The following is a 13,967-nucleotide window of genomic DNA, read 5'->3' on the forward strand; positions in this document are numbered from 1 at the left end:
TTAGAAATAATTCTTAATTGGTGCAAAGCTTTTCCGATGGATGGGACAGGGGCCATAAGTCTCTATTGCTTTAAGATGTTCCTTGGTTCCATAACCGACATTGCGGTCGAAGCCATAAGCTGGATATTGCTTAGCATAATCACGCATAATTTGGTCACGATATTCTTTAGCGATAATGCTAGCAGCTGCGATTGCGCTTACCCGGTCATCCCCCTTAATTAGACTACTATGAGGAATATTTAAAGAAAGATCGACAGCATCAATTAAAACATATTCTGCTTGCGGACTTAATTTCTTTATACTATTCATCATTGAGCGTTTGGTGGCATTTAAAATATTGTAGCGATCAATGGCTTCATTATCTTGAACATCAATAGCTATAGCGACACTATTCTCTTTAATCAAAGAAATTAAGTTTTGCCGTTGGACTGGACTAAGTTGTTTAGAATCGCGCAAATCAAACAGAGGCCGCTTAGGCTTTAAAATGACTGCGGCAGTGACCACTGGCCCTGCTAAGGGACCACGCCCGACCTCATCTACACCGGCAATGTATTGAAAGCCCTGAGCATGTAAGTCAGCTTCAATTTGGTTCATATAGCGTATATGTTCTTGACGCTCTGACTCCTTAGTCAAACGACGATCATACTGGCTTAAAGCCTTGATAACGCCCTGTCGCTGGTCTAATCGCCAGCTAGCCACTAAGTCGGTATCAATGGCTGATAGGTCCTGTTTCAGGTAGTCTTTTATCGCTTGTACGGTTAGCTTATCTTTAGTCATCAGCTGATCCTTCCTCAACTTGTTCCAGACGATAATCTTCATAACGATCAAGGGTCATTGGCGCAATTTTTCCACTACGAAATTCACGAATTAACCAGTCGCTAAAGCGCTCATAGTCATCTTTCATTCCCATTTTATTTGTCAATGACATCATTAATTCAGGATAAGGCGGTTGGGCTTCCTCTTCTGATAAATTAAAGAACTGACAAAAGTCTTCCATATAATAATCCATCATAAATTGCATGGCATAAAGGGCAATGTCATCACTGTAGTAATGGGTGTCTTTAATAGCTCCTGTCAGAGCGAGATTCATCCCCACCAGTGGGTCTTTAAATTTAGGCCAGAGGATCCCAGGGGTATCCAATAAGGAAAAGTCTTTATCAATTTGTACCCATTGCTGTCCTTTAGTAACACCAGGACGATTCCCTACTTGTGCTGATTTCTTATGGGTCAGTTGATTAATCAGGGTCGACTTACCCACGTTAGGAATCCCTAGTACCATTAAACGTATCGTTTTTTGTTTCATGCCCTTGTCTAGCCATTTTTGCCGCTCACCACCAGTCACTTCCAAGAGATAGTGGCGGAGCTTCTTTATTTCTTTATTATTTTTACTATCGATAGCAATGGCATCGGTATCTTTATTTCTTAAGTGATTTAGCCACAGTTTATTTTGATTCGGATCAGCTAAATCAGCTTTATTTAAGACAATTAAACGTTTTTTCTGTTGAATTATTTGATCAATCAAAGGATTTTTACTAGCTATGGGAATTCGGGCATCACGAATTTCTACTACCCAATCCACACTCTTTAATTGTTCTTGAACTTGTCTTTTAGCCTTGGCCATGTGGCCAGGAAACCATTGTATTGTGCTCATTTTCTTCACCTTCCTCATAAGAAAAGGCAGCTACATCTTTGAAACTGCCTTCTCATCCATTCGATTATTCTATTACTCAATTCGGCCGGCTTCATCAAAAGGCCAAATCCTCCAATTGACTTCTCCGTAAATGAGATCACCAGCTACTGGCCCAAAAGCACGGCTGTCCTTTGAAACTTCTCGATTATCTCCCATTACAAAATAGGAATCTTCGGGAACCTTTTCAATAGTAAAATTATCAGTCACTAATTTCCCGGGATTTTCGGCTTTTAATTCATTGAGATAAGGCTCATCGTGCGCTTGGTCATTAATATATAATTGATTATCATGATACTCCACCTTGTCTCCTGGCATACCTATAACTCTTTTGATATATTTATCCCCGCTATTATCCGGAGCATCTAATACAACGATATCAAAACGGTCCACATCCCCCAGGCGGCTAACGATGAGATGCTGGCCATCCTCCGTTGTGGGATTCATAGAGGCCCCCCTAACAGTAAATTGAAAACCGATGAAATGGCGAATCCCTAGATAGAGTAAGAGGGCAACCGCTACAATAATAATAATTTCTCCAATACCACTAAGAAATTTCTTCATTAATCTAAAACCTTCTTCTATTGTGCATGCTCAAGTAAATAGTCAACAGCTTTATCTTTTTGGGTATCGTGGGCTAAAATATAGTCTCTTAACGCACGAGTTAAGGCTTGCGCAGTTTCATCATTCACTTGACCAGTTTTTTCAAGCTCATGATCTGCTTGGAAAGCCCCCAGGGCTGTCTGAGTCTGTTCATCAAATTTCCCTTGTACTTGATCAGATTCCAGATAGCCTAATAAGGCAAGTTGCGCTTGGATATTTTTTATTTTATCAGATTCTTCCCCTAATTGGTAATTTTGACTGCCATCAACTAAAGAAAGTTCTGAGTAATCTGGTAATTGGGCTTCGATATCTGGACTAATGCCTTGCTTATGAATCCAGGAACCATCAGGAGTTAGCCAATGAGCATAAGTTATTTTTAATTGGTCCTTATCATCCAATTTAACCACTGTTTGTACGGTACCCTTACCAAAACTTTGACTACCAATGACTGGAATATGAGCAGATTGCTGTAAGGCACCTGCTAGAATCTCAGAAGCACTTGCACTCCCCTTATCAATCAAGATGACACTGGGTTCATCAATTTTAAAGTCCCCCATCTTGCTTTTATCGGCTTGAATCTTCTTCCGATTACCCTGGCTATCTTCAATTTGAACAATAGTATCTCCGTCGGCTAAGAAGTAATTTGAAATTTGAATTGCTGAACTGAGTAAGCCCCCAGGATTGCCACGAACATCGAAGATAAAGGATTTAACACCTTCCTCACGCATGCTCTTGACCGTTTCCTGGACATCTTTAGCGGTAGGTTCAGAGAAAGAAGAAATTTGAATGAGACCAATTTCGGGATGGCCTTCAATTTGATGACTATAGACCGTCTGCAAGGGAATTTCTGCTCGGGTTAAGGACAGCTCTTGTTGGTCGCCACCGCGTTCAATCACTAGTTGAACCTGGCTTCCCGCTTCTCCTCGGATCATATTAGCCGCTTCTTGGGCATTTTTTCCTTCCAAAGATTCACCATTAACGCTTTTAATGATGTCGTCGGTTTGTATGCCTGCCTTTTCAGCTGGGCTACCCTTAATGGGGCTAATGACCACAATTTGATTATCCCTTACTGTAATTTGGGCGCCAATACCTTCAAAATTCGCCTCAATGGTTTGGTCTAATTGAGAAGATTCATCGCCATGCAAGTATGTCGTATAGGGGTCATCGACAGCTTCTGTCATCCCTTTTAAGGCACCATCGATTAATTTTTCACGGTTCACATCACCAATGTAGCCATCAGTAATTAATGAAAATGTTTTTTGTAGTTTACTAATTTCCTGAGTAGACATGGTATTTTGAGCGTGAATTTGCCAAGGTAATCGTCCTGTGGTCAGATAATTAGTGAAAAAGAAAGTCACTAAAGCTGTTAGAGCGATAGCTAATAAGGCTGATAAGAATCGCGTCCAAGATGGTTTAGGGTTAGATTGACCTTCAGCGTTTGCCTTTTCAGAATTTTCTTCCTGCCCTTGCAAAATTTTCTCTTTTATTTCAGAGTCTGCTTGAGATTTTGAAGCATGGGAAGCTTGACCATCTTCAGTTTTTTTAACTTCATTATTTTCTTGTTTATCTGCTGGTTTTCTATTTTCATCCGTCATATTTTCACTTCCTAGTCATTAGTCATTGTTGAGATAATCTTGCCACAATTCATCGAATAGCGAAACCCACTGAGAATAGCGACTATTTAACTCAATATAATTACTAATACTAGCAAAATCAGTAGCAGTTTTGGGAAAATCTCCATCAAGATAGATTAATTCAGCCAATTGGCTCTTGGGATCTTGACTTGTCCCACTACTATTGCGGTGTTTTTGAATATATTGATAAAATGGCTTCACTTTATTCTTTCTCTCCCAACTGGTCTAAGATTTGGCTAATTTTCTGCTCAGGAACTGCTAATTGTAAAACAATTTGATCATTAGTCAAATCGATTGCTTCAACTTTAAAGGCAATGCCTTCCTTAGCGAGTAGTTCTTTTATAGAAATAATGATCGATTCTGATTCAGTATCAACAGCTAAAGGCAAGTCACTAGGCATTATCTTGGAAAGAATGGGTAAAAAGAGATTTAAAGGAAGATCTAAGGATAATATTGAGAAATTAACTACTTTCAAACTAAGATTGCCACTGGCGTGAACCTCAGGGCGAGTAGTTAAGGTGTAAGCAAGGGATTGGTTTAAAAGCTGAATTTTCCCTTTTATAACGATCGTGTCCTGATTATTTTCCAAAAGAAAAGGCAGGTCTTCTTGGTTGAGAAGACGGACCAGGTGGTCAACGGTCATCGCTAGTTTAACTGGAACCATTGCATGGTCAGAACTCTTGGGCCGATTTACTTGGATTTTATCCTGGTATGTGTTTACTTGACTATTTTGATAGATATAAAAATAAACAGAAGCAAATAAAACCGCCAAAAAGGTAAGCAAGCTTAAAAATGCAATTTTCCATGGATTTCTTTGCTTCTTTTTATTCTCCATCGTAGAACCTCCCTAGTCTCATTTCTTTCTTTCCCAGAATTCGAACTGGTAATGATAATTCGATTCGCTATTAAGATCTTGGTCAACAACCGCATAGCGTCTAAATTGGCTCAGATCAGGATTAAAGCGAGTATCCCCCTCAATATTTTCAGCAATATTAGTAATACGAAGCTCATCCAAATACGGCCAGAATAAGCGGTAAATTTCTGCGCCTCCGATAACCATAACATCTTCTTCTTTAGCTAGCTCGATAATCTCATCCATCTGATTAATGATTTGAACTTGATCCTCATCACCAGGGTTAACCCCCGGTAAGTTTTTCTTACGGGTCAGAATGTAATTTTTTCGTTCTTTTAATGGGCGGTTTCCCATCGACTCGAAGGTTTTTCGGCCCATAACTACAGTCTTATGCAGAGTTTCTTGCTTAAAAAATTTCATATCTTCGCTAATATGCCAAGGAAGTTGATTATTTTTCCCTATAATACCATTAGCCGCATGGGCCCATATAGCTATTAACATGATAGCCTCCTTTTATCCATACATTTTCAATCAGCCTAAATCTATACAGCCACTGGAGCCTTTATTGGAGATTGAGGATGATAATTATTCAAAACGATATCATCCTTTTCAAGGTCAAACATGGATTTGTCGCTTTTTATTTCAAGCTGGGGTAATTGACCAGGTTGACGACTTAATTGTTCTTTTACTTGATCGAAATGATTATTATAGATATGAACATCACCAAAAGTATGAACAAAGTCCCCAACTTCCAAGCCAACTTCACGGGCAATTAAATGGGTTAATAAAGCATAGGATGCAATATTAAAAGGAACCCCTAAAAAGACATCGCCACTTCTTTGGTAGAGTTGGCATGAAAGCTTGCCGTCATTAACGTAAAATTGACTTAAGGTATGACAGGGAGGCAAGGCCATATTAGGGACATCTTCTGGATTCCAGGCGGATAAGATGATCCGACGGGAATCAGGAGTATTTTTAAGCTGCTCTAGAATATTCGCAATTTGATCGATAGAACCGCCATCACGAGTTTCCCAATCCCGCCACTGTTTGCCATAGACATTACCTAATTCACCATATTTTTTAGCAAAGTCTTCATCATTAAGGATCTTTTGACAAAAGTCTGCTTTAACTTTCAAGTATTCTGCTTTAAATTCTGGATCCTTTTCTGCCCGTAAACCAAAATTAGTCATATCTGGGCCCTGATAGTCCTCACTGTTTACCCAGTTTTCGAAGGCCCACTCATCCCATATATGGTTATTATTTTCTAATAAATAACGAATATTAGTGTCTCCTCTTAAAAACCATAGAAGTTCACTCTTTATCAGTCCAAAGGCTACCTTCTTAGTTGTCAAGATCGGAAAACCTTCATTAAGATCAAAACGCATTTGATAACCAAAAATTGAACGCGTGCCAACACCAGTACGGTCGGACTTGTCATGGCCCTTTTCTAAAATGGTCTGTAACAAGTCTAAATATTGCTTCACTACTTTTCCCTCCAATAATCATATTAAGGCTTCATAGTAACACAGAGTCTCCCTCAAAACTCTCCTATCCTAGCTTAAGGTTTCAATTCACTCAGATAATCCCAATATTCCATTTTTTCTAGCAAATCATTTTCTTTGCTTTCTTTTTCTTTTTGCCACTCAGATAACTTTCCGTAGTCAGATCCATTTGCTAGCATATCGTTATCTATCCTTTGGATATCATTCTCTAATTGGTCAATTTGACTCTCAATAACTTGCCAATCTTGCTTTTCTTTATAGGTCATTCTTTTCTTACTACTTTGATTTGTGTCAGAGTCATTACTTTTAGGTGAATCATCACTTTTTTGGGCTGGATTTTGTTTTGGAGAATGGCCACTTTTGGCTTTTTCTTTATGCTCCCTTTCATAGTCAGTAAAATTTCCAAAAAAGAGTTGGCAAGATTTGTCCTTATGAACAATTAATAATTTATCAACCGTTTTATCTAAAAAGTAGCGGTCATGGCTAACCGTCAACATCGCTCCCGGAAATTCAGCCAGGTAATCCTCTAAGACTGTTAAAGTATCAATATCTAAGTCATTGGTGGGTTCATCTAGGAATAAGACATTAGGCCGTTCCATTAATAAGCGCAAAAGATACAAACGTTTCTTTTCACCACCGGACAATTTAGCAATTAATTGACCATGACTTTCCCGGTTAAATAAAAAAGTTTCTAACATTTGCGATGCTGACAGTTTACGTCCATCATCATAAACAATTTCATCAGCGACTTCACTGATATAGTTAATTAGACGCTTATCTTCTGGTAAATCAGTGGGCACTTGTTGAAAATAAGCAATCTTAACAGTAGGACCAATCTCAATCTGCCCACTTAAAGGAGGGATTATTCCCGCGATGGTATTTAGTAAGCTGGTCTTACCGACTCCATTCTCTCCAATAATACCGATCCGGTCGCGATTTTGGATTAGTAAATTAATATCTTCAAGTAAAGGCTGGCGGCTATCATAACCCACACTAACGTCTTCTAGAGAAATAACTTTTTTCCCTAAACGTTCTTGATCAAAGTCTAGTTGAACGGAACCTTGAAGAGACCGGTGCTGATTTAAGTCCTCTTTAAGATCATTAAAACGATTAATACGGGCCTGTTGCTTGGTAGACCTGGCCTTAGCCCCTTGGCGCATCCAGGCCAGTTCCTGCTTATACAATTTCTTTTGTTTGGCTTGATTAGCGGCCTCGACATCTAACTCAACAGCACGTTTATTCAAGTAATCTTGATAATTTCCCTGGTACTCAGTCATTTTCCCTCTATCTAAGGCAAATACTCGTTGGGCTACCGTGTCCAGGAAGTAACGGTCATGAGTAACAATAACCACTGATTTTTTATAATTATTAATATAATTTTCCAGCCACTTGACCATTTCAAAATCCATGTGGTTAGTCGGTTCATCCAACAATAAAAGATCAGGTTCATCGATTAATACTTTAGCCAATCCCAACCTGCGTTTTTGGCCCCCGCTTAAATGCCCTACCTTTTGATAGAGATCCTTGAGTTCCAACTTAGTAAGGATAGTTTGAATATTTGTATCTAACTGCCAAGCATCTAAGCGATTCATTTCGCTTTCCCAATGTGAAAATTTCTTTTGTTTCTTTTCATCATTAGGATCTTGAGACAGAGCCTGTGTGGCTTGTTCATAGGCTTTAACTGTTTTGACTAAGGGACTATCTCCAGAATATACCGCTTCAAAGAGGCTTTGCTGATCATCTAAATCTGGGTTTTGACTAACTAAACCGATGGAATAATCGTTACTATGTTCGATCGTTCCGCTATCCAAATGATCCTTACCGGCTAAAATTTTTAATAAGGTGGACTTCCCTGATCCATTGGGGCCGATCAAGGCAATATGGTCGCCTTCACGAATTAAAAAAGATACATCATCAAGTAACTGCTTGATGCCATATGTTTTACTCCAATTTTTAGCTAAGTAATCTTGCAAAATAATCGCTCCTCTTTTAACTTCTGTTCCATTCTAGCACAATTCATAGACTTGGGCATAGTCAGTGAATTGCTAGAAAAGTCCACTAATCTTTCCTTGATTATCAATGGACATCTTGAGAGCAGCTGGTTGCTTAGGTAAACCTGGCATGGTTAAAACGTTACCCGTCAAAGCAACAATGAAGCCTGCCCCTAGCTTGGGAACTAACTCGCGAATATGTAGGGTGAAATTCTCTGGAGCACCTAGCAATTTAGGATCATCACTCAGGGAATATTGGGTTTTTGCCATACATATCGGTAAGTGATCCCAGCCGTTTTTCTTGATAGCCGCTAATTGTTTCTTAGCCTCGGCTGAATATTCAACACCCTCCCCGCCGTATATTTTTTGATTAATTACTTGAATTTTTTCTTCAACGCTCAATTGATTAGCTTGATAAAGGGGTTGAAAGTGAGTATTTTGCTCTCCATCAATGGAGTCGATCAGGGCTTGGCCAAGGTCAAGCGCCCCTTGGCCTCCTTTTTCCCAGACATCTGCCAAGTAAGAAGGCGTTTTCTCTTTTTGACAGAGCTCTTTTATCAGTTCAATCTCTTCATCAGCATCGTCCTTAAAGTGATTAATAGCTACTAAAACAGGGACTTGGTAGGATTTCATAATTTGAATATGTCGACCTAGGTTAGCGAAGCCTTTTCTAACTGCCTCGACTCTATCCACTAAAGCGGCATTTTTATCCAAATCAGGATTGCCGTGATGTTTTAGGGCTCTTGCAGTAGCCACGATAACTACGGCATCGGGAGATTTTTCTAAGATAGGAACCTTGATATCCATAAATTTCTCGGCCCCTAAGTCAGCTCCAAAGCCAGCTTCAGTTATCACATAATCTGCTAAACGAAGAGCTGTATCGGTTGCAATCACTGAATTACAGCCGTGGGCAATATTAGCAAAAGGTCCCCCATGAATCAACGCTGGCGTATGTTCTAGAGTTTGCACTAAATTAGGTAAAATAGCATCCTTCATTAATAAGGCCATGGCACCAGAACAGCCTAAATCTTTTACTGTAATCGCTTCTTGGTCTCGAGTATAGCCAATCACAATTTTATCGAAGCGTTGACGTAATTCATCAAGATTTCTAGAAAGGCAAAGGATTGCCATAATCTCTGAAGCAACGGTAATATCAAAACCATCTTCGCGTACATAGCCATTACCAGGACTCCCCAGACCGACCACAATATGACGTAGCACCCGGTCATTCATATCCATGACCCGCTTCCAGGTAATGCGTCGGCTATCAATACCTAATTGGTTTCCTTGTTGAATGTGGTTATCAATAATTGCTGATAGAAGATTATTAGCTTGAGTAATCGCGTGTAGGTCACCGGTAAAATGTAAGTTAATATCTTCCATAGGCACAACTTGGGCATAGCCACCGCCAGCTGCCCCGCCTTTTAATCCCATTGTCGGTCCCAGTGAGGGTTCTCTTAGGGCAATCATGGTTTTTTTATCTAAGCGTCTTAGGGCATCACCTAAGCCAATAGTCAAGGTAGATTTTCCTTCGCCTGCAGGGGTAGGATTAATCGATGTTACTAAAATTAGCCTACCTTTTTTATTATCTTTTAATTTTTCAAGGGCCTGATGGTTAATTTTAGCCTTATCATGGCCATAAGGAATCAGATCCTCTTCGCTTAAATTGACTTCTTTGGCAATCTCTTTAATAGGTAAAGACTTATTAGCTTGTGCAATTTCGATATCCGTTAACATGTTATAACCTCATTTCACTGCTTAGTAGTTAAATTATACTATAGGAATTTAACTTGAGCCTTAAGAAAATAATTTTCTATTTTAAAATTAAAAACTTAAGCTTTGACTATTTCGATCAAGGAAAGGAGTCCCTATCTTAGCTACGGTTTTAACCAAGAAAAATGGTGTCGACGAGGAATTTAAGTCCTCAATCAACACCAGAATTTCATATCCGTTTATACTTAGTCCGTTTTAATAAGCTCATTCTCCTAATAACGTAACAAGGCATAAGTAGACGTCTCTGAAACAGAGCTAGCAGGAATAACTGAAATCTCCCCACCATTTATAATGGTTTGATGGATTAATTTATCAATCAAACTCGCATAAGTCGACGACTCTCCATAGAAAATTACTAGCTCAGCAATCCGCCCTTCATTAGCAGCTAGCTGAATATCCTCAACTTCTTCCATAAGAAGAGAAGCTCCCCTAGCCTCTTCAATATTATCTTCTATGGTTTTAACATTGTCTTTGGCTAGTGGTGATAGAGTCTCAGCTAAAAGCTCTTTAATTCTTTGGTGGTTTTCGCCACTAATGGGCTGATCAATCGCTGTATCCAAGTAAACCTTCGATGAAGATTCCTTTTTAAAGGCAGCTATATTCTCCTTGGTTCCAGCTAATAATATTTTTCTTTCCACTTCCTTAGCCAGTTTGTCAAATTCTTGATCTAGGTAGCTGAAATATTTATCACGATCTCTTTCAACTTGGGCGGACTTGCTTTGATTAGAATGAATAGACCTTTGGCCCCTAGATGTCGTTTGCTTGTTTTCGGAATCATTATCATCATAAATATCGTAAAATGAACTTTTGATTTCATCAATTTCAGTCGGTTCATAAGAATACTGGTCAGCTAAGTATAATTGAACTTGGTCTTTAGCAATATCGGCCAAAATGACATCAAAAGCTTCCTCATAGTAAGCTAATAAGGGAACCAAATGGAAATAATCTCCTACATAGGCGATTTCCTCTTGCTCTTGCCGTAATCTAAAGATCTCAATCAACTGATCACTAGCTAATATCACCAAGCCCTCTTTATTTTTTTGCCAAAAATCGACTTTTTCATCAATTAATTTAGACAAATGATCAAAAGTCCTTTGCCAATCACTATCGGGATAATTAGTCTCTAATTGAGTCTTGACTTCATTGAGTAAATTTTCATAACGGATAGGATCTTGCTGATTTTCCGGAGCAGCTCGATGGGTTGGCATATATATTGAAATTTTCGGGTTCCCCTTTTCAGCATTGGCTTTAACTACACGATATAAACGTTTGTCGACAGTCATAGTAGTCTCCTTTCCCTTAAGCGCTTCAACTTCTATATCTACTATAAAATAAATATTGGCTTTTTACTAACGGAAAGGTTTACTTTAAAATAATCAAATGGTTAAAAGTCAAAATTATATTGAATCAGTTGTTTAATAAGATGGAAATCTTTCTTAGACAATCTTTCGATGTATTGAATTTCTCTTCCACCAGCTTCAGTCACATCTAAAGAATACATTTGCTGGGTCATCACTTGACCTGTAGTTTGGTAGCCCTTAAGTCTTAAATGAGTTTTAAGTTTCCTTTTTGTATTGGTTATCGGGCAGACAATGACAAAATGGGTGGCATGGTTGTAGTCATCGGAGGAAACGATTAAAGCTGGCCGGCGTTTTTGAATTTCGTGACCCTTGGAAGGGTTAAAATTAATCCAGACAATGTCTTTTTGCCGTGGTTGGTAGGCCATCAGTCCACCTCCTTATGATCGTAATCATCCCAGGCCTCTCCCAGGTAAAATTCCCCATCACAAGCATGACGATAAGGGTTATCTACCCGAGGAAGTAAAATAAAGCTATCTTCTTGGTCGTCATTTTCCTTTAAAGTCCATTGACTATATTCTTTAAATATTTCTTCATTTGGCAGCAGTAAAGCAGGCCCCTCTTCAGTGTGAATAATTTTTAAATCCAACATTTAGCCTCCTCAAGTTTAATTCTTCATGTGAAAAAAGACCGCCTAAGCAGTCTTTTTTCTTTACTCTATTTCTCATCATCCATATCCAAGATGGCCAGGAAGGCTTCCTGAGGCACTTCAACAGATCCTACTGCCTTCATACGCTTCTTACCTTCTTTTTGTTTCTTCAACAGCTTCTGTCTTCTGGTGACGTCACCACCGTATAACTTGGCAGTAACATCTTTTCGGTAAGCTTTGATCGTGGTACGGGCAATAATTTTATTGCCAATAGCTGCTTGAACAGGCACTTCAAACATTTGCCGGGGAATCACTTCTTTTAATTTTTCGGCTAGTTTACGCCCGCGATCATAGGCAAAATCACGGTGGACGATAGTACTCAAGGCGTCGACAGGTTCTCCGCTTAGTAAGATATCGAGTTTGACTAAACTGCTCTTTTGATAACCAATCAGTTGATAGTCAAGCGAAGCATAGCCCTTGGTGCCGGATTTTAGACGGTCAAAGAAGTCAAAAATCACTTCATTCAGGGGCATTTCATAAATAATATTTACTCGAATATCATCCAGATATTCCATGTTGATAAAATTCCCTCGCTTTTGTTGGGCGAGTTCCATGACATTTCCAACAAAATCCTTAGGTACCATAATTTCAGCACGGACGTAAGGCTCTTCAATCCAATCAATTTGGGTATTATCTGGCATTTCAGAAGGGTTGGAGACTTCTACCATTTCCCCATCGGTTTTATATACATGGTAAATTACCGATGGTGCAGTCATGATTAAATCTAGGTTGAAATCACGTTCGAGTCGTTCTTGAGTAACATCCATATGGAGCATACCTAAGAAACCACACCGATAGCCAAAACCTAAAGCTTGAGAAGATTCTGGCTCAAAGGTTAGAGAGGCGTCATTTAATTGCAGCTTTTCTAAGGCTTCTCTAAGCGCAACATAGTCAGCAGAATCTACCGGATATAGACCACTATATACCATAGGCATCATGGGACGATAACCAGGTAAGGCTTCTGCCGCAGGACGATCCGCTAAAGTCACAGTATCGCCCACCTTAGTATCTTGGATAGTCTTGATACTTGCAGTAATATAGCCAACATCCCCTGCCATTAAATAATCCCGACTAATGGGGTGAGGCGACATAATTCCTAGGTCAGTGACATCAAACTGCTTACCATTACTCATCAATTCAATGGTATCACCAGGTTTTACTATGCCGTTTTCAATCCGCACACTAAGAACGACTCCCCGATAAGAATCATAGACGGAGTCGAAAATCAGTGCCTGGAGAGGCGCTTCGATATCCCCTTGGGGAGCAGGTATTTTAGTTACAATTTGTTCCAGGATTTCCTCAATACCAATCCCAGTCTTAGCACTACACAAGACCGCCTCGCTGGCATCAATACCAATAATATCCTCAATTTCAGTTCTAACATATTCAGGATTAGCTGCAGGAAGATCGATCTTATTGATGACTGGCACTAACTCTAAATCATTATCCACGGCTAAGTAAGCATTAGCCAAGGTTTGAGCTTCAATCCCCTGAGCCGCATCAACCACCAAGAGCGCCCCTTCACAGGCTTGCAGACTCCGTGATACTTCATAGGCGAAGTCGACGTGACCAGGAGTATCGATCAAATGAAAGATATATTGTTCCCCATCTTCAGCTTGGTACTCTAATTCAACGGCATTTAGTTTAATGGTGATGCCACGTTCTTGCTCCAAGTCCATGGAGTCAAGTAGTTGATCATGCATTTCCCGATCAGAGACCGTCCCAGTCTTTTGCAAAATACGGTCAGCTAAGGTTGACTTACCGTGGTCAATATGGGCCACAATCGAAAAATTTCTAATGCGTTTCTGTCTTTCTTTTAATTCATTAATATCAATTGATTTTGTCACTCGTTTGCTCACTTCCTTATCTAATCTATAAAGAGTTCACCCTTCATTATAACATATAGCCATCCAGAGA

At 39.4% G+C, this 13,967-nt stretch carries 14 protein-coding genes; all 14 read right to left on the reverse strand.

Annotation, left to right across the window (positions count from 1 at the left end; genetic code table 11):
* Positions 1–777 carry a ribonuclease HII gene (locus JFU01_RS01350; RefSeq protein ID WP_195855549.1) on the reverse strand — a complete coding sequence of 259 codons (777 nt, stop codon included), beginning with the start codon at positions 775–777 and terminating at the stop codon, positions 1–3.
* Entirely contained in the window at positions 770–1,651 is an 882-nt protein-coding gene (ylqF, locus tag JFU01_RS01355; protein WP_195855550.1) for a ribosome biogenesis GTPase YlqF, read from the reverse strand. The genes JFU01_RS01350 and ylqF overlap by 8 nt, the downstream gene beginning before the upstream one ends.
* A gap of 72 nt (positions 1,652–1,723) precedes the next feature.
* Complete coding sequence (gene lepB, locus JFU01_RS01360; RefSeq protein WP_195855551.1) at positions 1,724–2,251, reverse strand: signal peptidase I; 528 nt, start codon at positions 2,249–2,251, stop codon at positions 1,724–1,726.
* Positions 2,252–2,268: 17 nt separating this feature from the next.
* The gene (locus tag JFU01_RS01365; protein ID WP_230086925.1) at positions 2,269–3,885 is read right to left on the reverse strand and encodes a S41 family peptidase; all 1,617 of its coding nucleotides are present in this window, start codon (positions 3,883–3,885) and stop codon (positions 2,269–2,271) included.
* An 18-nt stretch (positions 3,886–3,903) separates the two neighbouring features.
* Positions 3,904–4,125, reverse strand: coding sequence for a YozE family protein (locus tag JFU01_RS01370; RefSeq protein WP_195855552.1), 222 nt, complete (start codon positions 4,123–4,125; stop codon positions 3,904–3,906).
* A gap of 1 nt (position 4,126) precedes the next feature.
* Complete coding sequence (locus tag JFU01_RS01375) at positions 4,127–4,759, reverse strand: YpmS family protein (RefSeq protein ID WP_195855553.1); 633 nt, start codon at positions 4,757–4,759, stop codon at positions 4,127–4,129.
* 18 nt (positions 4,760–4,777) lie between these two features.
* On the reverse strand, positions 4,778–5,278 hold the full coding sequence (locus tag JFU01_RS01380) for a dihydrofolate reductase (RefSeq protein ID WP_195855554.1): 501 nt from the start codon (positions 5,276–5,278) through the stop codon (positions 4,778–4,780).
* A 41-nt stretch (positions 5,279–5,319) separates the two neighbouring features.
* On the reverse strand, positions 5,320–6,261 hold the full coding sequence (locus JFU01_RS01385) for a thymidylate synthase (RefSeq protein ID WP_195855555.1): 942 nt from the start codon (positions 6,259–6,261) through the stop codon (positions 5,320–5,322).
* Between the two features lie 74 nt (positions 6,262–6,335).
* Entirely contained in the window at positions 6,336–8,252 is a 1,917-nt protein-coding gene (locus JFU01_RS01390) for an ABC-F family ATP-binding cassette domain-containing protein (RefSeq protein ID WP_195855556.1), read from the reverse strand.
* Between the two features lie 72 nt (positions 8,253–8,324).
* The gene (locus tag JFU01_RS01395; protein ID WP_195855557.1) at positions 8,325–10,007 is read right to left on the reverse strand and encodes a formate--tetrahydrofolate ligase; all 1,683 of its coding nucleotides are present in this window, start codon (positions 10,005–10,007) and stop codon (positions 8,325–8,327) included.
* Between the two features lie 248 nt (positions 10,008–10,255).
* The gene (locus JFU01_RS01400; RefSeq protein ID WP_195855558.1) at positions 10,256–11,326 is read right to left on the reverse strand and encodes a baeRF3 domain-containing protein; all 1,071 of its coding nucleotides are present in this window, start codon (positions 11,324–11,326) and stop codon (positions 10,256–10,258) included.
* A 101-nt stretch (positions 11,327–11,427) separates the two neighbouring features.
* On the reverse strand, positions 11,428–11,769 hold the full coding sequence (locus JFU01_RS01405) for a type II toxin-antitoxin system PemK/MazF family toxin (protein ID WP_070560232.1): 342 nt from the start codon (positions 11,767–11,769) through the stop codon (positions 11,428–11,430).
* Positions 11,769–11,993: a hypothetical protein gene (locus JFU01_RS01410; RefSeq protein ID WP_195855559.1), complete on the reverse strand. Its 225-nt coding sequence runs from the start codon at positions 11,991–11,993 to the stop codon at positions 11,769–11,771. Before JFU01_RS01410 ends, JFU01_RS01405 begins: the two co-directional genes overlap by 1 nt.
* Before the next feature lie 65 nt (positions 11,994–12,058).
* Complete coding sequence (gene lepA / locus JFU01_RS01415) at positions 12,059–13,885, reverse strand: translation elongation factor 4 (protein ID WP_195855703.1); 1,827 nt, start codon at positions 13,883–13,885, stop codon at positions 12,059–12,061.
* Between the last annotated feature and the right edge of the window lie 82 nt (positions 13,886–13,967).

The organism is Aerococcus sp. Group 2, from assembly GCF_905125285.1.
Taxonomy (GTDB): domain Bacteria; phylum Bacillota; class Bacilli; order Lactobacillales; family Aerococcaceae; genus Aerococcus; species Aerococcus urinae_E.

Coding starts and splice junctions, on each gene's coding strand:
- JFU01_RS01350 (WP_195855549.1), bottom strand. CDS start 777: ATGACTAAAGATAAGCTAACCGTACAAGCGATAAAAGACTACCTGAAA.
- ylqF (WP_195855550.1), bottom strand. CDS start 1,651: ATGAGCACAATACAATGGTTTCCTGGCCACATGGCCAAGGCTAAAAGA.
- lepB (WP_195855551.1), bottom strand. CDS start 2,251: ATGAAGAAATTTCTTAGTGGTATTGGAGAAATTATTATTATTGTAGCG.
- JFU01_RS01365 (WP_230086925.1), bottom strand. CDS start 3,885: ATGACGGATGAAAATAGAAAACCAGCAGATAAACAAGAAAATAATGAA.
- JFU01_RS01375 (WP_195855553.1), bottom strand. CDS start 4,759: ATGGAGAATAAAAAGAAGCAAAGAAATCCATGGAAAATTGCATTTTTA.
- JFU01_RS01380 (WP_195855554.1), bottom strand. CDS start 5,278: ATGTTAATAGCTATATGGGCCCATGCGGCTAATGGTATTATAGGGAAA.
- JFU01_RS01395 (WP_195855557.1), bottom strand. CDS start 10,007: ATGTTAACGGATATCGAAATTGCACAAGCTAATAAGTCTTTACCTATT.
- JFU01_RS01400 (WP_195855558.1), bottom strand. CDS start 11,326: ATGACTGTCGACAAACGTTTATATCGTGTAGTTAAAGCCAATGCTGAA.
- JFU01_RS01405 (WP_070560232.1), bottom strand. CDS start 11,769: ATGGCCTACCAACCACGGCAAAAAGACATTGTCTGGATTAATTTTAAC.
- JFU01_RS01410 (WP_195855559.1), bottom strand. CDS start 11,993: ATGTTGGATTTAAAAATTATTCACACTGAAGAGGGGCCTGCTTTACTG.